The sequence below is a fragment of the Aureimonas altamirensis genome, assembly GCF_001463885.1.
Lineage (GTDB): Bacteria > Pseudomonadota > Alphaproteobacteria > Rhizobiales > Rhizobiaceae > Aureimonas > Aureimonas altamirensis.
Genome location: NZ_BBWQ01000010.1, coordinates 1 through 24698, shown reverse-complemented (window position 1 = coordinate 24698; position 24698 = coordinate 1). Strand labels below are relative to the sequence as shown.

Below are 24698 nucleotides of genomic sequence, written 5' to 3'. Positions count from 1 at the left end.
CCCATGCAGTGGAAGGGTCGCAGGCAAAGCACCAATGTGTCGGACCAGCGCGGGTCGGGCGGCGGCTTCGGCGGCGGCGGCATGCGCATTCCGGTACGTGCCGGCGGCGGTGGCGGAATTGGCCTCCTTATCATCATGGCTATCCTGTGGTTGGGCTTCGGCATCAACCCGCTTGCGCTGCTGGGCATGGACCAGGGCGGCGGAGGCGGCCAGAGCCAGGTGGCGCGCGGCCCCGGACCGCAGGGCACCGCAGACGAGACGGATGATTTCGTCGCCACGGTGCTGGCCGATACGGAAGACGTCTGGAACCGTCGCTTCTCCGATGCGGGTGAAACCTATCCGGAACCGACGCTTGTCATGTTTTCCGGCAGCGTATCCTCGGCCTGCGGCCAGGCCGGGGCGGCGACGGGGCCCTTCTACTGCCCGGCCGACCAGAAGGTGTACATCGACCTGTCCTTCTTCCGGCAGCTTGCCGGGCAGCTCAACTCTCCGGGCGATTTTGCGCAGGCCTACGTGATCGCACACGAAGTCGGCCATCACGTGCAGAACGTGACCGGCATCCTGCCGCGCACCACGCAGATGCGCCGGCAGATGTCGCAAGCCGACGCCAATGCGGTTTCGGTGCTGGTTGAGCTGCAGGCCGATTGCTACGCCGGCATCTGGGCGCACGATACCTATCAGGCGGGCTTCCTGGAGCCGGGAGACATCGACGAGGCGCTCAACGCCGCCTCGCAGATCGGCGACGATACGCTGCAGCGCCGCAGCCAGGGCACTGTCGTGCCGGACAGCTTCACCCACGGCACGTCGGCACAGCGGCAGCAATGGTTCAAGCGTGGCTACGAAAGTGGCGACATGGCCGCGTGCGATACCTTCGAGGGACGGCTGTAGCGGCCTTGACAGGCCGGGCATGGTGTCGGAAGGAGCCGGGGGAAGTCCCAACGCCGGAACGTGACCATGCCAGACCTGCTTCTAGAACTCCGTTCGGAGGAGATCCCCGCCCGCATGCAGCGCAAGGCGGCGGGCGATTTGAAGAAGCTCGTCACGGATGCACTCGTGGCCGCCGGGCTGACCTATGAGGGCGCGCGCGAATACTGGACCCCGCGCCGCCTGACGCTGGACATCAGGGGGGTCGACGCCCGCTCGCGCGATGTGCGCGAAGAGCGCAAGGGGCCGCGCACCGACGCGCCGGAAAAGGCGATCGAGGGCTTCCTGCGCGGGGCGGGCCTGTCGTCCATCGACGAGGCCGAGGTGCGCTCCGATGGCCGCAAGGGCGAATTCTACGTCGCCGTGATCCAGAAGCCGGGCCGCCCCGCCGAGGACATCGTGGCCGAAATGATGCCCGGCATCATCCGCGATTTTCCCTGGCCGAAATCCATGCGCTGGGGCCCGGCCTCGCGGGAGGCAGGCAGCCTGCGCTGGGTGCGGCCGCTGCAATCCATCATCTGCCTGTTCGGACCCGAGCAGGGCGAGACGGTGGTGGTGCCCTTCGAGGTATCGGGCATCCGCTCCGGCAACCAGACGGTGGGCCATCGCTTCCATGCGCCGGAGCCCTTCACCGTGCGTCGTTTTGAAGATTATGCCCACAAGCTCGAGAAGGCGCATGTGGTGCTGGATGCCGAACGGCGGAAGGACATCATCCGGACCGACGCCGAGACACTCGCCTTCGCGCAAGGGCTCGAGGTCGTGGCGGACGACGGGCTGCTGGAAGAAGTCAGCGGCCTGGTGGAATGGCCCGTCGTGCTGATGGGCGAATTCGAGGAAGCCTTCCTCGCCATTCCGGCCGAGATGATCCAGCTCACCATCCGGACCAACCAGAAATGCTTCGTCACCCGCCGCCGCGGGCAGGATGGGCTGGCGAACCGCTTTCTGCTGGTGGCCAATATAGAGGCCGCCGACGGTGGGCGCGAGATCATGCGCGGCAACGGCAAGGTGGTGCGCGCGCGTCTGTCCGACGCCCTCTACTTCTGGCGGACCGACCAGGGCGACCTGCCCGACGTTGCGGCCTATGGCGATATCGCCGCCGCTTTCGGGCTGGATATAACCCGTCCGCTGGACCAGCGCATGGCCAAGCTGGAGGCGCTCGGCGTTACCTTTCATGCAAAGCTCGGCACCCAGGGCCAGCGCGTACGCCGCATTGCCGATCTGGCACAAGTGCTGGCGCCGATCGTCGGCGCCGACCCGGCAGAGGCGCGCCGCGCCGCCATCCTGGCCAAGGCCGACCTGACGACGGAAGCCGTCGGCGAGTTTCCCGAATTGCAGGGCCTGATGGGCCGCAAATATGCCGGCCTGCAGGGCGAGAGCGCCGCGGTACAGGCCGCGCTGGAAGATCATTACAAGCCGCTTGGCCCGACCGACCGGGTTCCGGTGGATGCGGTGGCCATAGCCGTCGCGCTGGCCGACAAGCTGGATACGCTGGCCGGCTTCTGGTCCATCGACGAAAAGCCGACCGGATCGAAAGACCCGTATGCGCTGCGCCGGGCGGCGCTGGGCGTGATCCGCATCCTGATTGACAATGCGATCCGCTTGCCGCTTGGCCAGTTCGTGCCGGCGGGCGACCTGATCTCCTTTTTCCACGACAGGCTCAAGGTGCAGTTGCGCGACAGCGGAGCGCGGCACGACCTCGTCGACGCCGTGCTGTCGGGCGGGGGCGAAGGCGCGCGCACCGACGATGTCGTGGATATCGCCGCGCGTGTCGCGGCGCTTGGACAGCTTCTGGAGACGGAAGACGGCCGCAACCTTTTGGCGGCCTATCGCCGCGCCGCCAATATCCTCGCGGCTGAGGAAAAGAAGGGAACTGCGGTTGCCGATGCGGTCGACCCCGCCCGTTTCGAGCAGGCAGAGGAACAGGCGCTGCTGACGGCCATCGTCGATGCGGAGCGGGCGTTCTCCGACGCGCTCGGCGCCGAGGATTATGGCGCGGCGGCGGCGGCATTGGCCACGCTTCGTGCCCCGGCCGACGCCTTCTTCGAAACGGTGCTGGTGAATGCCGATGACGCCGCCATACGCGCCAATCGCCTGGCGCTTCTGGCACGCATTCGGCAGGCCACTACCCGCGTTGCCGACTTTTCGCGCATTGCCGGATGACGCATCCGTTACAATGCAGCCGTCCTTCGCAATGATTCATTAAGGAAAAAAATACGTTTGTGCCCGTATCCTGCCGCCAACTTGCCTGATTGCACTGGCACAAGGGCTTGAAATAGCGGCAGAAAGCGCCGCGAAAAGCAAAGTGCGGATATCGATGCGGTCGCCTGGCTGCGCGCCATCGCGACGATTGAGGGGGCATACCGAATGCGAAAGCCGGCTGCGGCGCTCAAGGCCGCAATGCACTGGACTGCCGCCATTGCGGCGAGCCTTGTGGTCATTGCCACGACGCCGGCTTCCGCCGCATGGAACCAGCCCTGGAAGAACGAGGATCGCGCCCTCGTCATCGACGCCTATGAATTCAATCCTATCGACTGGGTCGAGCTGACCTCCGACGAGCGCATCGCCGGTTTCATCAACAAGGCGTCGGACGGGCTGCCTCCGTCATGGTCGTGCCGGGGCCTGTCGGGCGACGACGAAAAGCTGTGCAAGAACCGCTGGTGGAAGTACTCCGTCACGCGTGAGCTGTACCAGACCCGCCGTGCCATGGCCAAGCAACTGGGCCTGAAATGGGGCGCCTACCATCTGGCCCGGCCGGGCAATCCGCGTGAGCAGGCCGACCATTTCCTCGATTTCGCCGAGCCGACAGAGGACGATCTGATCGCCCTCGATATCGAGGATATCTCGCCTGAATGGATGTCGCTGGCCGACGCGGAAATCTTCGCCGACCAGATCAAGCTGCGCACCGGCCGCTACCCCGTCCTGTATACGAACGGCAATACCGCGGCCTATATCGACAAGAACCAGAAAGCCTATCCGCTGCTGTCGCGGCTGCCGCTCTGGTATGCGCGCTACCGCGACGACATCACCGGCCTGTTCCCCGAAAATACCTGGCCGGATTATGCGCTGTGGCAGTTTTCCTCCATGCATAACTGCTCCGAACGCTCCTGCCCCTACCGCGTGCAGGGCGCGCAGACGGATATCGACGTCAACGTTTCGCCGCTGTCGGTTGCCGAACTCAAGAAGGCCTGGCCTTTCCCCGAACTCGTCCGCGATCTGCCGGCCGACGAGGGAACGTTGATGGCGCAGGCGGCAAGCCCGTCGCCGGTGGTCAACGCCTTCGGCCCGTCGGACGACATCGCGCGGCCCGATCCGCTGGCACTGCTGACGGCGGTTGCCCGCCGCGAACATGCCGGGCAGGAGCGCCAGCCGATCCTGTCATCGCTGACCGGTTCGCCCCGGACCGACCCGGATATGCCGGGCGACAGGCATGGCGGCCCGGTCGACGCGATGGCCGAGACGTTCCAGAAGCTCGGCACCAAGATGCAACGGGTGTGGGCCGTGCTGGCCGACGACGATACGGCTGACGTGCCGATGCGCGGGCAGTACCGCCATCCCGTCGCGTCGTCTGCCGGGGACGCTGCTCCGCGCATTCCCGCCGAGGCCCGCTCCTTCATCATCGAGCAGATGCGCAAGGTGCAGGATGCGCCCGAAAAGAAGGCCGGCATCGCCGACGACGCCTCCGCCGTCGCGGCACTCGTCGACAGCGATACGGAGCGCGGCGGCCGGCTGACCGGCGCCGCGGTGGCGGTTCAGGCCCTTGCCGCAAGCGGCGGCCGGGTGGCGCAAGCCTTCGACCTGACGCGCTGAACACGCGCTGCATCTTTCCTTTGCCTGCCGCTTCGCGATAGATGCACGCGGTAAAACGGGCAGGGGCATATGGCAGGCCGCATCCTCGACACTTCGGAAGACAGCATGGCGCAGGCGGTTGCCTGCCTTGCGGATGGCGGGCTCGTGGGCCTTCCCACCGAAACCGTCTATGGCCTTGCAGCCGACGCGACCTCGGGCCGCGCCGTTGCCCGCATCTACGAGGCCAAGGGCCGCCCGTCCTTCAACCCGCTGATCGCGCATGTGTCGAGCATGGACATGGCGCAGCGCCTGGCGCGTTTCGAGCCGCTTGCGCTTGCGCTTGCCGAACGCTTCTGGCCTGGCCCGCTGACTCTCGTGCTGCCGCTGGCCGACGGATCGCCCGTGCATCCGCTGGTGACCGCCGGGCTGCCGACGCTGGCCTTGCGCATGCCGCGCGGCCCCATGGCCGAGATCGTGGACAGGCTGGGACGCCCGCTTGCGGCGCCCAGCGCCAACCGCTCGGGCAAGGTTTCGCCCACCAGCGCGGCGCATGTCGCGCGCAGCCTCGGCAACCGCGTCGACCTGATCCTCGATGCCGGTCCGGCCAAGGTGGGGCTGGAATCGACGATCCTCAAACCCGAAGGCGGCACGCTGTATCTGCTTCGGCCGGGCGGTTTGACGGTCGAGGCGGTCAGTGAGGCCATCGGCCTGCCGGTCGTATCGGGGCAGGGCACGAGCATCGAGGCGCCGGGCCAGATGCAATCGCATTATGCGCCCGAAGGTTCGGTGCGCCTCAACGCCACGCATGTCGAGCCCGGAGAGCATCTGATCGCCTTCGGCAGCGCCCGCATGGCCGGGGCGGCGGAGGCCGCAAGCGTGTTCGATCTCAGCCCGACCGGCGATCTTGCCGAGGCCGCGGGCAATCTTTTTGCCGCGCTGACGGCGCTCGACCGTGCGGACATCACGCGGATCGCCGTGGCTCCGATACCGGAGCGCGGACTTGGCATCGCCATCAACGACAGGCTTCGCCGCGCGGCCGCCCCGCGATAAGGAGGAACAGACATGGATACGCCCATCACCGCCAAGGCTCTGCCGGATGCGCTGATCGAACGCTTCTCCGCCATCGTCGGCGCGGCCAATGCGCTGACGGAAGCCGACCGGATCGCACCCTATATCCGGGAAGAGCGCGATCTCTTTGCCGGCAGCACGCGGCTGGTGCTGCGCCCCGGCACGGTGGATGAGGTTTCCGCCATCATGGCGCTGGCGCAGGAAACCGGAACGCCCATCGTGCCCCAGGGCGGCAATACCGGTCTGGTCGGTGCGCAATCGCCGCGTTCCGAGGCGGAGGTTGTCTTGTCGCTCTCGCGGCTGGACCGCATCCGCGACGTGGACCCGGCCGGGCGCACCATGGTGGTGGAAGCCGGCGTGGTGCTGCAGAGGGCGCAGGAAGCGGCAGCCGAGGCGGGGCTGCTCTTTCCGCTGTCGCTGGGGTCGGAGGGCTCTTGCGAGATCGGCGGCAATCTCGCCTCGAATGCCGGCGGCACCAATGTGCTCGCCTATGGCAATGCGCGGGAATTGTGCCTCGGGATCGAGGCGGTGCTGCCGGGCGGCGAGATCTTCCACGGTTTGCGCCGCCTGAAAAAGGATAATCGGGGCTACGACCTGAAGGATCTTCTGATCGGCTCGGAGGGTACGCTTGCCATCATCACCGCGGCGGTGCTGAAGTTGTTCCCCCGGCCGGCGGGACGTGAGGTGGCCTATGTCGGCCTGCCGTCGCCCGAAGCGGCGCTGGGCCTTCTGAAGCTGGCGGAAGGCCGCGCAGGCGGGCAGTTGACCGCGTTCGAGCTGATGCCGCGCATCGGCATGGAATTCACCATCCGCCATACGCAAGGGGCGCGCGATCCGCTGGCCGGGCCGCACGCCTGGTACGTGCTGATGGAGATATCGTCTGGCCGTTCCGCCGAGGATGCCCGCGAGACGATGGAGCACATCCTGGAAGCGGCTTTCGAGGACGGCACCGTGGAAGACGCGGCCATCGCGCAATCCCTGTCGGATGCCGCCGACTTCTGGCGCATGCGCGAGGAGATGAGCTGGGCGCAGAAGCCGGAAGGCGGCTCCATCAAGCACGACGTTTCCGTGCCGGTGGCCCTGGTGCCGCAGTTTCTGGCCGAGGCGGGGGCGGCGGTCGAGGCGGCGATGCCGGGTGCGCGGATCGTCTCGTTCGGCCATATGGGCGACGGCAATATCCACTACAACATCTCGCAGCCCGTCGGCGCGGACCGGGAGGCCTTCCTGGCCCGCTGGGGCGAGATGAACACCATCGTCCATGGCATCGTCGCAGACCTCGGCGGCAGCTTCTCGGCCGAGCATGGTATCGGCCAGCTCAAGCGCGCCGAACTCGCCCGCACCAAAGCGGGGCTGGAGATGGGCCTGATGCACGGGATCAAACAGGTGTTCGACCCCAAGGGCATCATGAACCCCGGAAAGCTGCTTTAGATTTCAGGTCGCAGGCGTCACCTGCCTGTCACCGCGCTTCGATAACAGGGCCCACAATCGAGAATCAGCCAAGGGCAGGCAGCAATGGTAACGAGGCGCGACCTGATGGTGGGCGGCGGCACGCTTCTGGCAGCGGGGCCGGCGCTGGCCGTATCGGACGGCTCTACCAGACGGCATCTGTCCGGGGCAGAGCCCCTGCGTTTCGGTATCGTCGCCGATCCGCAATATGCGCCGATCGAGCCGAATCTGCGGTCCGGCCGCTACTATGCCAACTCGCTGCGCAAGCTTCGACAGGCGGTCGAGTCGTTCAACACGCAGGACCTGTCGTTCGTGGCGACGCTCGGCGATGTCATCGACCGGCACTGGGACAGCTTCGGCGCCATCATGCCGCTCTATGACGCGCTGCGGCATGAGACGCGCTTCGTCCTTGGCAATCACGATTTCGCTGTTGCGGAAGACGATCTCGGCTCTGTCGTCCCGGCGGCGCGCATGGACGCCCCCTGGTACGATTTTGCGAAGGGCAGTACGCGCTTCATCGTGTTGGACGGCAACGACATCAGCCTGTTCTCGACACCGGCTGGCAGCGAACGCCGGGCACTGGCGTCAGAAAGGCTGGCGCGGTTGCGGCAAAGCGGCGCACCGAACGCGCAAGCCTGGAACGGCTCGGTGGGGGAGGAGCAGACACGCTGGCTGGACGAGCGTCTGGGCGCGGCCGATGCCGCAGGCGAGCGCGCCATCGTCCTTTGCCATTACCCCGTCTATCCGCCAAACGACCATAATCTCTGGAACGCCGAAGAGCTCGTCGACCTCGCCTTGTCGCATCGCAGCTTTGCCGTCTGGATGAACGGCCATAACCATGCCGGCAATTACGGCGAACTGGACGGACGGCACTTCGTTACGTTTCGCGGCATGGTGGATACGCCGGACACGAGCGCCTACGCCATCGTCACGCTGCACGCCGACCGGATGGAGATTGCCGGTTTCGGCCGCGAGGAAAAGCGGACATTGCGGCTGACCGCTGTTACATGACTGTCATTGATCTGTGGTTGTTGCCAGCCACGCGAAACCGCACTGGAAGTTCGACATGACCCGCATTCTCGCCGCCTTGGCGCTCTGCCTCCTGAGTGGGGCGGCCTCCGCCGCCGACCTCGTTCTCTATACGAGCCAGCCCAATGAAGACGCGCAGGCGACCGCCGATGGTTTCAAGGAAGCCACCGGGCTGGAGGTCGAGTGGGTGCGCGACGGCACGCCGAAGCTGATGGCGCGCCTGATGGCCGAGATCGAAGCCGGAAACCCGGCGCCGGACGTGCTGCTGATCGCCGACAGCGTGACGCTGGAGCGGATGAAGCAAGCGGGCCAGCTTCTTGCCTATCCTTCGCCGCAGGCCGAGGGCTACGCGGAAGGCCTGCACGACCCGGATGGCGCCTACCACTCCACCAAGCTGATCACGACCGGCATCGTCTACAACACGGCCGCCGGAATGACGCCGCAAAGCTGGGCTGATCTGGCCAAGCCGGAGGCCAAGGGGCTGGTGGCGATGCCGAGCCCGGCCACGTCCGGCGCGGCGCTGATCCACGCGCAGACGCTGACCGGCGTTCCAGAGCTGGGCTGGGATTATTATCGCAGCCTGAAGGACAACGGCGCGGTGGCGGCCGGCGGCAACGGCGCGGTGCTGAAATCCGTTGCCTCCGGTGAGAAGGCCTACGGAATGGTGGTCGACTATCTGCCGATCCGCGAAGCCGCCAAGGGGGCGCCCGTCGCTTTCGTCTTCCCGCAGGAGGGCGTCTCCGCCGTGACCGAGCCGGTTGCGATCCTGTCCACCGCGCGCAATGTGGACGCGGCCAAGAAGTTCGTCGATTATCTCCTCTCGGAGGAGGGGCAGGCGCTGCAGGCCAAACTGGGATACATCCCGGCGCGCGACGGCATTGCGTTGCCGGAGGGTTTCCCGGCGCGTGAGGAGATCAAGCTCCTGCCGTTCGATCCGGCGGCCGCACTGGCTGCATCCGACCAGGATCTGAAGGAATTCAACGCCATATTCGGCGCAACCCAGTAAGGCGCTCATGCCCGCATTGCCTGCCAACCGGCTGGAGCCGCGTTGGCTGACAGGCTTCGTCACCGGGGCCATCCTGTTCCTGTGCGCCCTGCCGCTGCTGCGGCTGGGCGTAACTGGCATGCGCTCTGCCGGTAGTGGCGGCCTGGCGTCGCTGGCGGCGGACCCGGCGCTTTGGCCCGCCTTCCGCAATACGCTGACGACATCCGCCGGCGGAATGGCGATCTCGGTGCTTCTGGGCGGGCTCTTTGCCCTGGCGCTGACATTGTGCGACCTGCGCTTCAAGCGCACCCTCGGCATTCTCTTCATGCTGCCGATGATGATTCCGCCGCAAGTGACGGCCCTGGCCTGGATCGGCATGAGCGGACCATCCAGCGCGCTGCTGAAGGCCATCGGCATGGCGCCGCCGCTGGGCAGCCCGCAGCCGCTCTACTCGGTCGGCGGGATCGCGCTGCTATACGGGGTGCAGCATGCGCCCCTGGTCTATCTTACCTTGCGTGCCAGCCTGCTGGCCTTGCCGCGCGATGCCATCGAGGCGGCGCGTCTGTCCGGGGCCTCGAAAGGCCGCGTCCTGCGGGATATCGTCCTGCCGCTGGCAACGCCCGGCCTGGTGGCCGGTGCGGCCATCGCCTTCGTTTCGGGCATCGGCAATTTCGGCATCCCGGCCATTCTGGGGCTGCCCGCCGGGATCGCGACCTTGCCGACCCTTATCTACAGCCGGCTGACGGCTTTCGGCGCCGGCACCTTCGGCGATATCGCCATGATCGCCGCCCTGATCGCGGTGATCGCCTTTGCCGGGCTGTGGGTGCAGGAACGGGCGCTTGCGGGACGCGACTACCGCACCATCGGGCATTCCGGCGCCAGCGCCGTATTCAGGCTCGGCCGCTGGGGATTTGCGCTGCAGATACTCCTGTGGCTTCTGGTAGCCCTGATGCTGTTTGCGCCCTTCGCCTCGCTCGTGGCCGGATCGCTGGCGCCGGCCTACGGGGTCAGGCTGACGCCGGACACGGCGACGCTCGATGCCTATCGCGAAGTGCTCTTTCGCCAGTCGGCAACCCGGCGGGCCTTTGCCAACTCGTTCCTTCTGGCGGCGGGCGCGGCGGTGGCGCTCGGCGTCGTCGCGCTGTTGACCGCCTATCTTCTGACACGCCGGCGCGGACCGCTGGCGCGCATTCTGGCCATGCTGACCGAGGTTCCCTATGCGTTGCCCGGCATCGTCATATCCGTCGCCTTCGTGCTGCTGTTCGCGGCGCCCGTGCCATTTCTGGGCGTGTCTCTCTACGGCACCTTGTGGATCATACTCCTCGCCTATCTGTCGTCATTCCTGGCCGTGGCGCTGAAACCCGTGGACAGCGCCTTCCGCCAGATGGACCCGGTCTTGGAGGAAGCCGCCCGCATTTCGGGCGCCGGCTTCGGCCGCCGGATGCGCGATATCCTCCTGCCGCTCGTCGCGCCTTCGGCGGCGGCGGGCGCGGTGCTGGTGTTCCTGTTCGCCTGCAACGAGCTGACCGTTTCGGCCCTGCTCTGGTCGGCGGGCACGCAGACCATCGGCGTCGTCATCTACAATCTCGACGACAGCGGCAGTTTCAACCTCGCCGCGGCGCTGTCTGTCCTCGTCGTCCTCGTCGTGACCGCGCTGATGCTGCTGCTCGACCTTTGCGGCCGCTGGCTGCCACGCGGAACCGTTCCATGGCAAAACTGATCCTCAACGGCGTCACCAAGCGGTTTTCACCGGAAGCGCCCCCGGCCGTCGATTGCGTGTCGCTGGAGCTCAAGCCCGGCGCGTTCCTGGCGCTGCTGGGGCCATCCGGATGCGGCAAGACGACCGTGTTGCGCATGATCGCCGGCTTCGAGCAGCCGACCGGCGGGGAGATCCTCCTGGGAGAGCGCCGGCTAGCCGATGCGGGCGGCATGGTGCCGCCGGAGCGGCGCGGCATGGCGATGGTGTTCCAGTCCTATGCGCTGTGGCCGCATATGAGTGTCGCCGACAATGCCGGATACCCGCTGAAGGTGCGCGGCATCGGGCGCGCCGAATACGACCGGAAGGTGGGCGAGGCGCTGGCGGCGGTGCGGCTGGACAAGTTGGCGGACCGGCGCCCGGCAGACCTTTCGGGCGGCCAGCGCCAGCGTGTCGCACTGGCACGCTGCCTGGTAACCGAACCGGCGGTGGTGCTGCTGGACGAGCCGCTGGCCAATCTGGACAGGCATCTGCGCCACGAGATGGAAGAAAATTTCCGCGTTTTCCACGAGCGGTCCGGAGCCGCCATGATCTATGTGACGCATGATCAGGCGGAAGCGATGGCGCTGGCCACCGACGTGGCCGTGATGTCGGAGGGGCGGCTTCTGCAGGTGGCGGCTCCCGACGCGCTCTATGCGCGGCCCGAAGGGCGCATCGTCGGCAATCTGGTGGGCCGGGGGGCCATACTGGATCTGTCGGCACCGGCGGGCGGGGTGCGCCAGCCGGGCTGGCCGCAACTGGCCGCGATGCTGTCGAGCGCAGACACGGGGCCGAAGGCGGCCTTCCTGGTGCGGCCGGAACATGTCCATGAAGACGCAAACGGCATCGCCGCCCGCGTCGAAACGGCGGTGTTCCAGGGTGAGCGCTATTGCGTGACGCTGCGTCTGCCGGACGGACAGGAACTGCTGGTCTACAGCGCAACGCGCCGCGAGGCCGGCCAGGCAATGGCCGTGTCCATTTCCAGCGCCTGGCGTCTGTAGACGAGACGATCTCCGGCGTCGTGCCGGGCGTCTGGGCCGGCCCGCCGATAACCGAAACCTGACCGCCGAACCGCTAAAATGCAGGGCTTTGGCCACCATTCGATAACCCTGATTTCGGCTACCAACGCTTAACCCCGTTTCTTCAGAGGCTCGCAACGAGGCGCCCCTAAAAGTTGACGCAACAAGGGGCCGGATCGAAGCCGGCCTGAGTGACGACTGAAGAAGGTGACATCAGGATGAGCATCGTTTCCGGCAAGGTTCCCGTGCATCCCGCCTGGACGCGGACGCCGATCCGCCTCGATCCCGCCGTGGCCGACCGCCGGGTCAGCTTCGACGTGAAGGATGGCGAAGAGACCGTCTCCTACCGCGTCGATCGCCGGGGCGCCGTCGTACGCCGCTGCTACGAGGGCAGCATGGTGCCCGTTTCCATTCCGCTGGCACCCGCCGCCTTCCGGGGCGTCGCAGCCCGGGCCATGGAAGAGCAGGGCGGTCGCGTTACCGTGACGCTGGAGCTGATGCACGACGATCCGCGCCTCAGCGTGCCGCTGCTGGTGGCTTCCGACCTGTTCGATGTGGCGGCGGACTGGCGTAGCTGGTCCAACATGTTCGGCATCCCCATGCTGATGGTCGAGGCGGATGGCACCGTCACCGCGCTGGAAGAAACGCTGGGCAAGCTCAAGGCAGCCTCGCCGGCCGACCGTCGCCGCAACTACCACAAGGGCCGCCGCCCGCGCTTTCTGGTGCGCCGCAAGCCCGGCGGCATCGGGATGCGGATGGTCATTTCCGGCAGCGAGATCATCGCGCGCCGATAAGTAGGCTTGCCCATCCCACGGCAGCGACCCATGATTGCGGACGTCGAATCCGGTTGGGAGCGTGGACCATGGCAGGCAGGATGAAGGCGGCGATCTTTGTCGAAAACGGACGGATCGTCCTGGACGAAAAGCCGATACCGGATGTCGGGCCGCTGGATGCGCTGATGCGCATAACCACCACCACAATCTGCGGCACGGACGTCCATATTTTGAAGGGCGAGTATCCAGTCGCCAAGGGCCTGACCGTCGGGCACGAACCCGTCGGCATCATCGAAAAGCTCGGCAGCGAGGTGAAGGGCTATCGGGAAGGCCAGCGGGTCATTGCCGGCGCCATCACGCCCTCGGGCCATTCCTATGCGTGCCTTTGCGGCTGCGGTTCGCAGGACGGCCCGGCAGAGCGGCACGGCTTCAAGGTGGCCGGCGGCTGGAAGTTCGGCAATACGATCGACGGCTGCCAGGCCGAATATGTGCTGGTGAAGGACGCGCTCGCCAATCTGAGCCCGATTCCCGACCATCTCTCCGACGACGAAGTGCTGATGTGCCCCGATATCATGTCGACGGGCTTCTCCGGCGCGGAGCGCGGCAATGTCCGCATCGGCGACACGGTGGCCGTGTTTGCGCTGGGCCCCATCGGCCTGTGCGCCGTGGCCGGTGCCAAGCTGATGGGCGCCACCACGATCATCGGCGTGGACACGGTGCCGGCGCGTATGGATGTCGCACGCCGTCTGGGCGCCGACCATGTGGTGGATTTCAAGGCCGGCGACCCGGCGGAGCAGATCTTGGCGCTGACCGACGGGCGCGGCGTCGATGTCGCCATCGAGGCGCTGGGCACACAATCCACCTTCGGGTCGGCGCTGAAGGTTCTGCGCCCCGGTGGCACGCTGTCCAGCCTCGGCGTCTATTCGGGCGACCTGTCCATTCCGCTGTCGGCCTTCGGCGCCGGCCTTGGCGATTACTCCATCGTATCCACCCTTTGCCCCGGCGGAAAAGAGCGGATGCGCCGCCTGATGGAGGTGTGCGGGTCTGGCCGCATCGACCTGAAGCCCCTGGTGACGCACCGTTACAAGCTGGACGATATCGAGGCGGCCTACGACCTGTTCGCCAACCAGCGGGACGGCGTGCTGAAGGTGGCGATCACGCCGTGACCGTCAGTCGCCGAATGGGAAGGACAACGTCCAGAGCGCGGACGCCAGAAGGCCGAGGAAAAGGATCCAGCCGAAGACGTTGTTGGAGCGGAAAAGCCGCAGGCATTCGTCTGCATCGTCGATGTCGAGCCGCAGGATCTGCCACAGCATCTGCGCCGCGCCGATGGCCAAAGCCGCATAGGCCGGCCAGCTAGGCCCGGTGGTGGCGGTGCCCGTCATGGTGAAGGCGGCAAGAAACAGCGCCATCGCGCCGCCATACAGGACGATCAGCGCGGGGCGCGTTCTGGTGCCGAAAAGCCGCGCGGTGGACCGTACGCCAACCAGCGCGTCATCTTCCCTGTCCTGGTGCGCGTAGATCGTGTCGTAGCCGATCGTCCACAGCACCGAGCCGGCATAAAGCAGCACGGGCGCCAGCGTGAGCGAGCCCCAATAGCCGGCCCAGCCCATCAGCGCGCCCCATGAGAAGGCCAGGCCGAGGCCAAGCTGCGGCCAATCCGTGACACGCTTCAGGAAGGGGTAGATCGCCACGATTGCAAGCGAGGCGATGCCGAGAAGGATGGAGAAGCTGTTGAACTGGATGAGCACCAGGAAGCCGGCCAGAAGCTGCGCCGCCAGAAACAGCTTGGCCTGACGGCGGGACACCCGCCCCGACGGCAGCGGACGCGAGCGCGTGCGCGCCACCTGATTGTCGATCTCGTGGTCGACGAGGTCGTTGTAGGTGCAGCCCGCACCCCGCATCGCGACGGCGCCGACCAGAAACAGCAGCAGATGAAGGAAGCTCGGCAGGCCGGTATGCACCGCCGACGGCGCCGCCCATTGCGGGGCCAGCGTCGCGCTCCACAGGCAGGGCCACAGCAGAAGCTGCCACCCGATGGGGCGGTCCCAGCGGGCAAGCTGTGCATAGGGCCAAAGCGCGGCCGGCAGCATCCGGTAGACGAAGTTCTCCGACGGGGCGTCGGCGACGCGGCCCTGAACCATCCCCGTATCTTTCCTGTCGTTCTGCATCGGCCGGAGGAAGGCCCCGAATACGTGCCGCGTCAAGCGCTTTTGGGTTAATATGAACCGTTTCGGCCTTGACCCTTTCCATCCGGCCACCCTAGACGATGGCGCATCGCCCGGATTCTTGCGGAAGACCTGTCCCCAATGAGCATCGACATTCTCCTGATCGGTTCCGGTGGCCGCGAACATGCGCTGGCCGCCAAGATCGCGACATCGCCGCGTGTCGGGCGGCTTTACGCCGCGCCCGGCAACCCAGGCATCGCCACGGTGGCCCAATGCGTGGATCTGGACCCGGCCGACCATGCGGCCATTGTCGCCTTCGTGCAGGAAAAGGCCATCGGGCTTGTCGTCGTCGGGCCCGAGGTGCCGTTGGTCGACGGTATCGCCGACGCGCTTGAGGCACATGGGATCGCCGTTTTCGGCCCCAGCCGCGCCGCCGCGCAGCTTGAAGGGTCGAAGGGTTTCACCAAGGAACTGTGCGCGCGGATGGACATCCCGACGGCGCGCTTCCGGCGGTTCGATGCCGCCGGGCCGGCACGCGCCTATATCGAGGCTTCGGGCGCGCCGATCGTCGTCAAGGCCGACGGGCTGGCGGCCGGCAAGGGCGTGACGGTTGCCGCAACCGTAGCCGAGGCGCTCGACGCCGTGGATGCCTGTTTTTCGACGCCGGGCGCAAGCGTGGTCATAGAGGAATGCATGACCGGGCCCGAGGCCAGTTTTTTCTGCCTGTGCGACGGCACAAAAGCGGTGCCCTTCGGAACCGCGGAAGACCACAAGCGCGCCTACGACGGAGACAAGGGTCCGAATACGGGCGGCATGGGCGCCTATTCGCCGTCGCTTCTGATGACGCCGGAGCTCCTCGGCCGCACCATGCGCGACATTGTGGAGCCGACCTTGAAGGGGATGGCCGATGCCGGAATGCCGTTCAAGGGCGTGCTCTATGCCGGGTTGATGCTGACGGACGAGGGGCCGAAGCTGATCGAGTACAATGTCCGCTTCGGCGACCCCGAGGCGCAGGTGCTGATGATGCGGCTGGAAAGCGATATCGTTCCGCTGCTGGAAGCGGCCGCGCATGGCGACCTTTCCGCCGCCGAGCCGCAATGGAGCGCCGACGCCGCCGTGACCGTCGTCATGGCCAGCAATGGTTACCCCGGCGCCTACGACAAGGGAACGCCGATCCTTCATCTGCCGCAGACGGAGCGGGGAGAGGCGATCTTCCATGCCGGTACGGCAGAGCAGGATGGCGAGCTGACGGCCACGGGCGGACGGGTGCTGAACGTAACGGCAACCGGCGCGGATGTCGGCGAAGCGGCCGACCGGGCTTATCGTCTGGTGGCCGAAATCGATTGGCCCAACGGCTTCTACCGCACCGATATCGCCCACCGGGCGCGCGGCTGACGGGGAATTTACAGAAAATATCGTTCTTGCCGGGTGGCAGGACTTCTGCCGCATCTTACGTTAGCGTAAAAGCATTCCTTGCTTGAGCTCTGCTAACGGGAGGCTGCGACATGGCAAAAGGTTCATTTCGGCGCGAGAAGCTGACACGCCCGATCTTCCGCTGGGCACAGAAGGCGATGCCCTCGATCTCCGAAACGGAAGCCAAGGCCATCGACGCCGGCACCGTCTGGTGGGACGGCGAACTGTTCGGCGGCTCTCCCGACTGGGAAAAGCTCGTCGCCATGCCGCCGGCAGAGCTGTCCGCCGAGGAGCGGGCGTTCATGGACGGGCCGGTCGAGCAGCTTTGCGCCATGGTCGACGATTGGAAGATCACCTCCGTCGATCACGACCTGCCGCCCGAGGTATGGGACTTCCTGCGCCGCGAAAAGTTTTTCGGGATGATCATTCCGAAGCAATATGGCGGCCTCGGTTTCTCCAACACCGCCCATTCCGAGGTGGTGCGCAAGGTATCGTCGGTCAGCGTCGTCGCCGGTGTGACGGTGATGGTGCCCAATTCGCTCGGGCCCGGCGAACTGATGCTGCATTTCGGCACCGAGGAGCAGAAGAACCATTGGCTGCCGCGCCTTGCCGACGGGCGCGAAATTCCGTGCTTCGGCCTGACCTCGCCGGATGCGGGCTCCGACGCCGCCTCCATGCGCGATACGGGCATCGTGGAATATGGCGAGCACGAGGGGCGCGAGGTACTCGGCATCCGGCTGAACTTCGACAAGCGCTATATAACGCTGGGGCCGGTGGCCACCGTCATGGGCCTTGCCTTCAAGATGCAGGACCCGCAGAACCATCTTGGGCGCGGTGAGAACCTCGGCATCACGGTGGCGCTGCTGCCGACCGCAACCAAGGGCGTCACCTATGGCGAGCGGCATGTGCCGCTGGCCACGCATTTCCAGAACGGCCCGCTGCACGGCCGCGACGTCTTCATTCCCATGGACTGGATTCTCGGCGGGCAGGCGCAGATCGGCGAAGGCTGGACCATGCTGATGACGGCGCTGGCCGCCGGGCGCAGCATCTCTTTGCCATCGCAGTCCGCCGCCGCCTGCGCCATGTCGGCGCGTGCGTCCGGCGCATACGCGCGGGTGCGGCACCAGTTCGGCCTGCCCATCGGCAAGTTCGAGGGCATCCAGGAGCCGTTGGCCGAAATCGCCGCCAATGCCTATCAGGTGGATGCGGCGCGCCGGCTGACGCTGGCCGCGCTGGACCAGGGCCATCGCCCTTCGGTGATCTCGGCCATCATGAAGGCCAATGCGACCGAAAGGATGCGCCAGTCCGTCAACCTTGCCATGGATATCCATGGCGGCAAGGGCATCGTGGAGGGCCCGCGCAACTACATGGCCCCGCAATACCGGTCGATCCCCATCGGCATCACGGTGGAGGGCGCCAACATCCTGACGCGCAGCCTGATGATCTTCGGGCAGGGCGCGATCCGCGCACACCCCTACATGCTGAAAGAGATGAAGGCCCTGTCCGATCCGGACAAGGAAGCCGGGCTGGATGCCTTCGACAAGCATTTCTGGGGGCATGTTGGCCACGCCTTCCGCAATGCCGGGCGCGCCTTCCTGCGCGGCTGGACGGGCGGCATCGCCGCGCCCGCGCCCGATAACGCGGAGTTGACCGGCCATTGGCGGCAATTGTCCCGCCTGTCCGCCGCGTTCGCGCTGACGGCGGACATGGCGCTTCTCAGCCTCGGCGGCGCGCTGAAGCGCAAGGAGATGCTGTCGGGCCGGCTGGGCGACATTCTGAGCGAGTTGTACCTGTTGGCCGCGTGCCTGAAGCGCTTCGAGACGGAGGGCCGGCCCGAGGCCGACAAACCCCTTATCGAGTATGTCATGCGCCGTGGCATCAACCGCATCGGCGAAGCCTTCGACGGTATCATCGCCAATCTTCCGTCACGTTCGGCGGCCTTTGTGATCCGCGCCATCGCCTTTCCGGCGGGGGCGCCCCGCGTGGCTGTGCGCGACGATCTGGTAAGCGAGGTGGCCGAATTGCTGATGCGCCCCACATCCCAGCGGGACAGGCTGACGGCCGACCTCTACCTTGGCGCCGGGCGGGAATCCTACGCCATCGCCGAGCTGGAGGAAGCGCTCGACCTCGTCACCAGGGCCGAGCCGGCCCTGCGCAAGATGAAGGAGGCAAGGGTGAAGGATGCCGACAAGGCGCTGGAGCAGGCGCTGATCACCACCGACGAGCATGCGCTGCTGATGCAGGCGCGCGCGGCAACCGAACGGGTCGTCGCCGTGGATGCCTTTCCGGCCGAAGACGTATCGCACCTGGCCCGGCGGAGCGCCGATGCAGCCCGTGCCGAGGCGGCAGAATGAGCCGTCCCGTCTATCTGGTGGATGGGGCGCGCACGCCCTTCCTGAAGGCACGCGGCAGGCCCGGCCCGTTCACGCCCGTCGATCTTGCCGTTCAGTGCGGGCGGCCGCTGCTGCTGCGGCAGGATTTCGACAAGGCGCTGATCGACCTTGTCATCCTTGGCTGCGTCAACGTCATCGCCGACGAGATGAACCCCGCGCGTGTCGCTGGGCTGCGGCTTGGCCTGCCGGAATCCACACCCGCCTTTACCGTGCAGATCAATTGCGGTTCCGGGATGCAATCCATGGATACCGCCTTCCGCACCATCGAGGGCGGCCATGCCGATATCGTGCTGGCCGGCGGGGCGGAATCGCTCAGCCATTCGCCCCTGGTGCTGCGGCGCGAGGCGGTGGACTGGTTCGCCCGGCTCAACGGCGCGCGCGGCACCGCCGACAGGCTCAAGGTGCTGGCCGGCCTGAAGCCCGGGTTCCTCAAGCCTGAGATCGGCCTGGAGCGCGGCCTGACCGACCCCATCACCGACCTCGGCATGGGGCAGACGGCGGAAAAGATCGGCCACATATTCGGCGTCACGCGCCGCGACGCCGATGCCTATGCCGCCGAAAGCCACCGCAGGCTGGCCGCGGCGCAGGCCGAGGGGCGGTTTGCCGGCGAATTGCTGCCCGCAATCTCCCGCGAGGGGCAGGTATTCGACCATGATGATGGCGTGCGGCCCGACAGCTCGGTGAAAAGCCTGTCGACGCTGAAGCCGGTTTTCGAGAAGCCCTATGGCAATGTCACGGCCGGCAACTCGTCGCAGATCACGGATGGGGCAGCCTGGACGATCCTGGCCAGCGAAGATGCCGTGCAAAAGCACGGGTTGAAGCCGCTGGCGCGGATCGTCGACTCTCACTGGGGGGCGCTCGATCCGTCCATCATGGGGCTCGGGCCCGTCATGGCGACCGCGCCCATCCTGCGGCGGCGCAATCTTTCGATCGGCGATATCGACCTTTGGGAATTGAACGAGGCCTTTGCCGCCCAGGTGCTGGCGTGCCTTGCGGCGTTCGAGGACGCGCAGGTCTGCCGTGATGTGCTGGGCTTCGACGGCGCGGCCGGCACGATCGACCGCGAGCGGCTGAACGTCGATGGCGGGGCGATCTCGCTTGGACACCCGGTAGGCACCAGCGGCACGCGCATCGCACTGCACCTGGCCAATGCCATGCGCCAGCGTGGCCTGAAGCAGGGCATCGCAACGGAATGCATCGGCGGCGGACAGGGCGGCGCCATGCTGCTGGAAGCGGCATGACGGGAGGTAAGACGGCTTACATGGACAAGATGCTCGAAACGTTGGCGCCCCGGATCATCGAGCTGGGTGCGGCGCGCGATGCCCAGCCGCACGGCAACTGGCGTTATGCGATGGACGCGGACCGTGTCTTCTGGCTGCTGCTGGACAGGCCGGGCAAGTCGGTCAACGTCGTGGATCGCGAGGTGCTGGAAGAGCTCAACTCCGTCATCGACCGGATCGAGCAGGAGCGGCCGACCGCCGTCGTCCTGCGTTCGGCCAAGCCGGCCGGCTTTGCGGCGGGCGCGGATATCAACCAGTTCGTCGGCGCATCCACGCAGGACATCCGCTCCATGCTGGGGCAGGGCCACATCGTGCTGGACCGCCTGGCCGCCCTTTCAATGCCCACCATCGCCGTCATCCATGGCCATTGCCTGGGCGCGGGGCTCGAGATCGCGCTTGCCTGCCGCTACCGCCTTGCGGTCCACGGAGCGTCGCTCGGCTTCCCGGAGGTCATGCTTGGGCTGCATCCCGGGCTTGGGGGCACCTTCCGCTCTCTGGAGGTGGCCGACCCGGTCGAGGCGATGACGATGATGCTGACCGGCAAGCCGGTCGACGCCCGCCGCGCCCGCAGCATCGGGCTTGCCGATGCCGCACTTGAGGAGCGCCATGTCGCCAATGCGGTGGCGGCCATCCGCTCGGGCGAGATGCGCAAAGGCGATGCCGGTTTGCGGCGCCGGGCATTTTCCTTGCGTCCGGCGCGAAGCCTGCTTGCCAAGCAGATGCGCCGGAAGGCGGCGGAAACCGCGCCGAAGGCGCATTACCCGGCGCCCTATAAGCTCATCGACATATGGGAAGCCAATGGCGGCAGCGCCGATGCCATGCGCAAGGCGGAGCTGGACAGCTTCGCCGAACTGATCGAGACGCCGACGGCGCAGAACCTTGTCCGCGTCTTCTTCCTGCGAGAGAAGATGCGCGGCCTGAGGTCCGGCAAGTCGGCCATCGCACATGTGCATGTGATCGGCGCCGGCGCGATGGGCGGCGACATCGCCGCATGGGCGGCGCGGCAGGGCTTTACCGTAACCCTGCAGGACATCGACCTGAAGCCCATCGGACGCGCCATCAAGGCCGGCGCCGGCATGATGGCCGCGACACTGAAGAACGATCTGAAGACCCGCGATGCGTTGGACAGGCTGATCCCCGATCCGGACGGCATCGGCGTTGCCCATGCCGACCTCGTCATCGAGGCGGCGCCCGAACGCATCGAGGTCAAGCGCGCCATCTACCAGACCGTGGAGCCGCGTTTGAAGGACGGGGCCCTTCTGGCTACCAACACCTCGGCCCTGCCGCTGGAGCAGCTTTCCGACGGCCTTGCCGACCCGAGCCGGTTCGTCGGCCTGCATTTCTTCAACCCGGTTTCCCGGATGCAGCTCGTGGAGATCGTCTCGCATCCGGACGCCGGAGACGAGACGCTGCGCCGTGCCACCGCCTTTGCGGTGGAACTGTCGCGCCTTCCGGCGCCTGTGCGCTCCGCGCCGGGCTTCCTCGTCAACCGCGCATTGACGCCATACATGGCCGAGGCGCTGTTGATGGTAGGCGAGGGCGTGCCCAAGGAACGCATAGACGCACGTGCCGAAGCGTTCGGCATGCCGATGGGGCCGGTGGAACTGGCGGACCGGGTCGGGCTGGATATCGCACTCGAGGTTTCGGCCTCGCTTCGCGAGGGGCTCGATGGCGACTTCCCGGAAACGCCGGCCTGGCTGGTGCAGATGGTCCGGGAAGGGCGTCTCGGCGCCAAGACGAATGGCGGCCTTTACGAATACGAGGGCGGCAAGCCGAAGAAGATCCATGTCGACGCGATACCGGATGGCGCGAAAGACGATGCGGACCTGGAGGATCGCTTGATCCTGCCGATGCTCAATGCCGTGGTTGCGGCCCTGCGCGAGGGCGTGGTGTCCGACCCGGACCTGGCGGATGGGGCCATGGTGTTCGGCACCGGTTTTGCGCCTTTCCGGGGCGGCCCGATGCACTATGCGCGGGACCGCGGCGTCGATGCGATCGTGCGTCGCATGGAAGAGCTTGCCGAAAAGCATGGGCCCCGGTTTCGGCCGGATGCGGGGTGGCAGGCGCTGACGTGACGATGCAGCGATTCTGCAACTAACAATTTATAGTTGCGAGTGATAATTTTAGGTTGCCAAATTCTTTTCATCCGTGTTCTCAGTCATAGCAATTGGCACAGAGAAACGCGGATGAAACAGGTTACGAGTATCCTTTTTGCCAGCACCTGCCTGCTGCCCTTTGCCACACCCCACGCGCAGGCCGCGTGTGTCGCCACAGGAAGCGTCATCGACTGCACGGGTGATACCAGCGCACGGATCGGAAGCGGTCCGGGTGATTCCAATCTCACTGTCAACCTGCCGAGCGGCGTCTTCGACGTTCCGGGAACGGCACTCAGCTTTGGCGACAACATCGCAATTGCGATAGGCGGCGCTTTCAGTGCCGGTGGGCCGACCGCGACGGTCTCCACCGTGAATGGCAATCGTGGTCCGGGGCCCGGCAGTCTGTTCGGCACCGGCCCCAATGTCATCGAGCTCAACGGCGGCTCGACGATCACGATCGGTTCGGACGCTTTGTTGCAGTCCTTCGGCTCAATATCGAGCGGGGAGGCGATCAACGTCCATGGCTACGGCAACGTCATCACGAATTACGGCATTGTGCGCTCCTACAATGGCGCCGCGGCGATCTGGTTTCAGGATCAAGGAGCTTTCACCGGAACCCGAAACATCGTCAACAATTTCGGCCTCATCGAGCGTGTCGGGGGCGGCAACGTGATGGGCACGCAAGGCGCGGTCGGCGGCGGCATCGACTTCATCAACCAAACCGGCGGTGTCGTGAACGGCGATCTGGTCTTCGCCGGCGGCGATGACAGTCTTACGTTTTTCCCGGGCTCCGTCGTCAGCGGCTCGATCAATGGCGGGGGCGGCGTCAACGATCTGACCCTCAATGGGGTCACCGGGTCCTACGATACGCTGCCGGGGGCCCTGACGAATTTCAGCACCCTCTTGAAGGATGGGCTCGGCAGGTGGGATGTCACCGGTTCGCTCACCGGCTTCACGACCGTTACCGTTCGCGACGGAACGTTGGGCCTGACAGGCGACAACGCCAATTACACCGGCTCCGTCATCGTCGAACCGGCAGGAACAGTCGAAGCACGGGCGCAGAGCCTACCCACCCGTGCCCCGGGTTCAAATACGGGCAATGTCAGCAATGACGGCCTGGTGCGCTTTTCCCAACCGGATACCGGAACCTATATCGGGCAGATCGTCGGGACCGGCGCGGTCGAAAAGGTCGGCGTCGGAACAACGGTGCTCGATCCCGAAAACGACAACAGCTATTCGGGCGGAACGACGATCCGTCAGGGGACACTGGCCATTACGCGCGACGCTGCCATCGGCGCGGCCGGCGGGGAAATCACCTTCGACAATACAGGTTTCGGCGGCATACCGACCTTGCGCCTCGACAATGCCATCACGCTAGATGGGACGCGGCCGATCACGATCAACGGTACAGCCGGCGGCATCGATACCAACGGATTTTCGTCCATTGTATCGCAGGGCATCACCGGGCCTGGCGGGTTGGCCAAGCTGGGCGCCGGCACGCTTTCCCTGACCGGCGCGAATAGCTATGCAGGCAACACGCTGGTCGACAGCGGGGTCCTGTCGCTCGGGGCGGGCGGTGCGTCCGGCTCCATCGTCGGCGATGTACAGGTGAACCAGGATGCCACCCTGGCATTCAACCGCAGCGACGTCGTCGTCTTCGACGGTCTTGTTTCCGGCGCGGGCGGCGTCAACCAGACTGGCAGCGGCACGACCATCCTGGTCCGCGACAATGTCTATACGGGCCTGACCGATGTTTCGGCCGGCACGCTGCAGATCGGCAATGGCGGCACGGAAGGCTCCATCGCGGGCGACGCTTTCATCTCCGGCGGTGCAACCCTGGCCTTCAACCATTCCGACGACATGCTCTGGGGTGGTGCCATCTCCGGCACCGGCAACCTCGTGCAGATCGGGCCGGGACGGCTGGACCTTGCCGGGGGCGCGGGCAATGGCTTTACCGGCGATCTCTATGTGCAGGGCGGCATCTTCGGCATGGTCGCGGGCGCAACGCTTGCTCCTGCCAACACCTATGTCGGCCAGGCGCCTTCCGGCGCTGCTGGCGCAGGCACGCTGCTTCTGGCCACCGGCGCGGTGCTGACGACGCCCGGCGACTTCATCGTCGGCCCGGTGGCCGGCTCCACCGGCACGGTGGTGATCGGCGGGCTGGAAGGTACGGCCCCGGTTGCGCCGGGCGCCATCAATACGCCGACGCTCCAGTTCGGCCCTGGCGACGGGCGGCTGGTGTTCAACCATTCCAGCAGCGGCTACCAGTTCGACCTGCAGGCCCCGCAGACGGGCGTCGGCACCATTGCGGGCGATGGCGAGATCGACGTGCTGGCCGGGCGCACTATCCTCAACGCCGCCCATGCCGGCTTTGGCGGCATCAGCACGATATCGGGCGGCGCCCTGCAGGTGAACGGTATCCTCGGCGGCACAGTCGACGTCCTGGCCGGCGGCCGGCTGGAGGGCAACGGCTTCGTCGGCCCGACCACCAATGCCGGCACCGTCGCGCCGGGCACCTCCATCGGAACACTCACCATCCTCGGCGACTATGTCGGCGCCGGCGGCATCCTGGAGACGGAGGTC

Annotated in this window: 17 protein-coding genes; 16 read left to right on the top strand and 1 reads right to left on the bottom strand. The window is 66.4% G+C overall.

Annotated elements, in window-relative coordinates; genetic code table 11:
* Nucleotides 1-3 precede the first annotated feature (3 nt).
* The 11 genes from ypfJ to AUL31_RS06100 all read left to right on the top strand — a co-directional run bounded on the left by ypfJ (nt 4) and on the right by AUL31_RS06100 (nt 13931).
* On the top strand, nt 4-888 hold the full coding sequence (gene ypfJ, locus AUL31_RS06150) for a KPN_02809 family neutral zinc metallopeptidase (protein WP_060603006.1): 885 nt from the start codon (nt 4-6) through the stop codon (nt 886-888).
* 66 nt (nt 889-954) lie between these two features.
* Nucleotides 955-3084, top strand: a complete 2130-nt coding sequence (gene glyS, locus AUL31_RS06145; protein WP_060603003.1) for a glycine--tRNA ligase subunit beta — start codon at nt 955-957, stop codon at nt 3082-3084.
* A gap of 204 nt (nt 3085-3288) precedes the next feature.
* Complete coding sequence (locus tag AUL31_RS20830; protein WP_073469194.1) at nt 3289-4731, top strand: glycoside hydrolase family 25 protein; 1443 nt, start codon at nt 3289-3291, stop codon at nt 4729-4731.
* A 69-nt stretch (nt 4732-4800) separates the two neighbouring features.
* The gene (locus tag AUL31_RS06135; protein WP_060603000.1) at nt 4801-5760 is read left to right on the top strand and encodes an L-threonylcarbamoyladenylate synthase; all 960 of its coding nucleotides are present in this window, start codon (nt 4801-4803) and stop codon (nt 5758-5760) included.
* Nucleotides 5761-5799: 39 nt separating this feature from the next.
* On the top strand, nt 5800-7206 hold the full coding sequence (locus tag AUL31_RS06130; protein ID WP_192842515.1) for an FAD-binding oxidoreductase: 1407 nt from the start codon (nt 5800-5802) through the stop codon (nt 7204-7206).
* A gap of 84 nt (nt 7207-7290) precedes the next feature.
* The gene (locus tag AUL31_RS06125; protein ID WP_060602994.1) at nt 7291-8235 is read left to right on the top strand and encodes a metallophosphoesterase; all 945 of its coding nucleotides are present in this window, start codon (nt 7291-7293) and stop codon (nt 8233-8235) included.
* Nucleotides 8236-8290: 55 nt separating this feature from the next.
* Nucleotides 8291-9259, top strand: coding sequence for an ABC transporter substrate-binding protein (locus AUL31_RS06120; RefSeq protein ID WP_060602990.1), 969 nt, complete (start codon nt 8291-8293; stop codon nt 9257-9259).
* Nucleotides 9260-9266: 7 nt separating this feature from the next.
* Complete coding sequence (locus tag AUL31_RS06115) at nt 9267-10958, top strand: ABC transporter permease (protein ID WP_060602987.1); 1692 nt, start codon at nt 9267-9269, stop codon at nt 10956-10958.
* Nucleotides 10946-11974 (top strand): ABC transporter ATP-binding protein, encoded by a 1029-nt coding sequence (locus AUL31_RS06110; protein WP_060602985.1) that lies wholly within the window; start codon nt 10946-10948, stop codon nt 11972-11974. The genes AUL31_RS06115 and AUL31_RS06110 overlap by 13 nt, the downstream gene beginning before the upstream one ends.
* 236 nt (nt 11975-12210) lie before the next feature.
* Nucleotides 12211-12786 carry a DUF6101 family protein gene (locus tag AUL31_RS06105; protein ID WP_060602982.1) on the top strand — a complete coding sequence of 192 codons (576 nt, stop codon included), beginning with the start codon at nt 12211-12213 and terminating at the stop codon, nt 12784-12786.
* Between the two features lie 68 nt (nt 12787-12854).
* Nucleotides 12855-13931 (top strand): NAD(P)-dependent alcohol dehydrogenase, encoded by a 1077-nt coding sequence (locus AUL31_RS06100; RefSeq protein WP_060602979.1) that lies wholly within the window; start codon nt 12855-12857, stop codon nt 13929-13931.
* 3 nt (nt 13932-13934) lie between these two features.
* Here the strand turns inward: AUL31_RS06100 and ubiA are convergent, their stop codons facing one another.
* Nucleotides 13935-14936 (bottom strand): 4-hydroxybenzoate octaprenyltransferase, encoded by a 1002-nt coding sequence (ubiA, locus tag AUL31_RS06095; RefSeq protein WP_060603855.1) that lies wholly within the window; start codon nt 14934-14936, stop codon nt 13935-13937.
* A 144-nt stretch (nt 14937-15080) separates the two neighbouring features.
* On the opposite strand from ubiA, the gene purD reads away from it, so the two are divergent.
* The 5 genes from purD to AUL31_RS06070 form a co-directional block, all read left to right on the top strand.
* Nucleotides 15081-16328, top strand: coding sequence for a phosphoribosylamine--glycine ligase (gene purD / locus AUL31_RS06090; RefSeq protein ID WP_060603852.1), 1248 nt, complete (start codon nt 15081-15083; stop codon nt 16326-16328).
* Between the two features lie 110 nt (nt 16329-16438).
* Nucleotides 16439-18700 carry an acyl-CoA dehydrogenase gene (locus AUL31_RS06085; RefSeq protein WP_060602976.1) on the top strand — a complete coding sequence of 754 codons (2262 nt, stop codon included), beginning with the start codon at nt 16439-16441 and terminating at the stop codon, nt 18698-18700.
* Nucleotides 18697-19980: an acetyl-CoA C-acetyltransferase gene (locus AUL31_RS06080; protein ID WP_060602972.1), complete on the top strand. Its 1284-nt coding sequence runs from the start codon at nt 18697-18699 to the stop codon at nt 19978-19980. The genes AUL31_RS06085 and AUL31_RS06080 overlap by 4 nt, the downstream gene beginning before the upstream one ends.
* Nucleotides 19977-22094: a 3-hydroxyacyl-CoA dehydrogenase NAD-binding domain-containing protein gene (locus tag AUL31_RS06075; RefSeq protein WP_409359945.1), complete on the top strand. Its 2118-nt coding sequence runs from the start codon at nt 19977-19979 to the stop codon at nt 22092-22094. Before AUL31_RS06080 ends, AUL31_RS06075 begins: the two co-directional genes overlap by 4 nt.
* 111 nt (nt 22095-22205) lie before the next feature.
* A partial coding sequence (locus tag AUL31_RS06070; protein WP_192842513.1) for a beta strand repeat-containing protein occupies nt 22206-24698 on the top strand: 2493 nt, incomplete at its 3' end.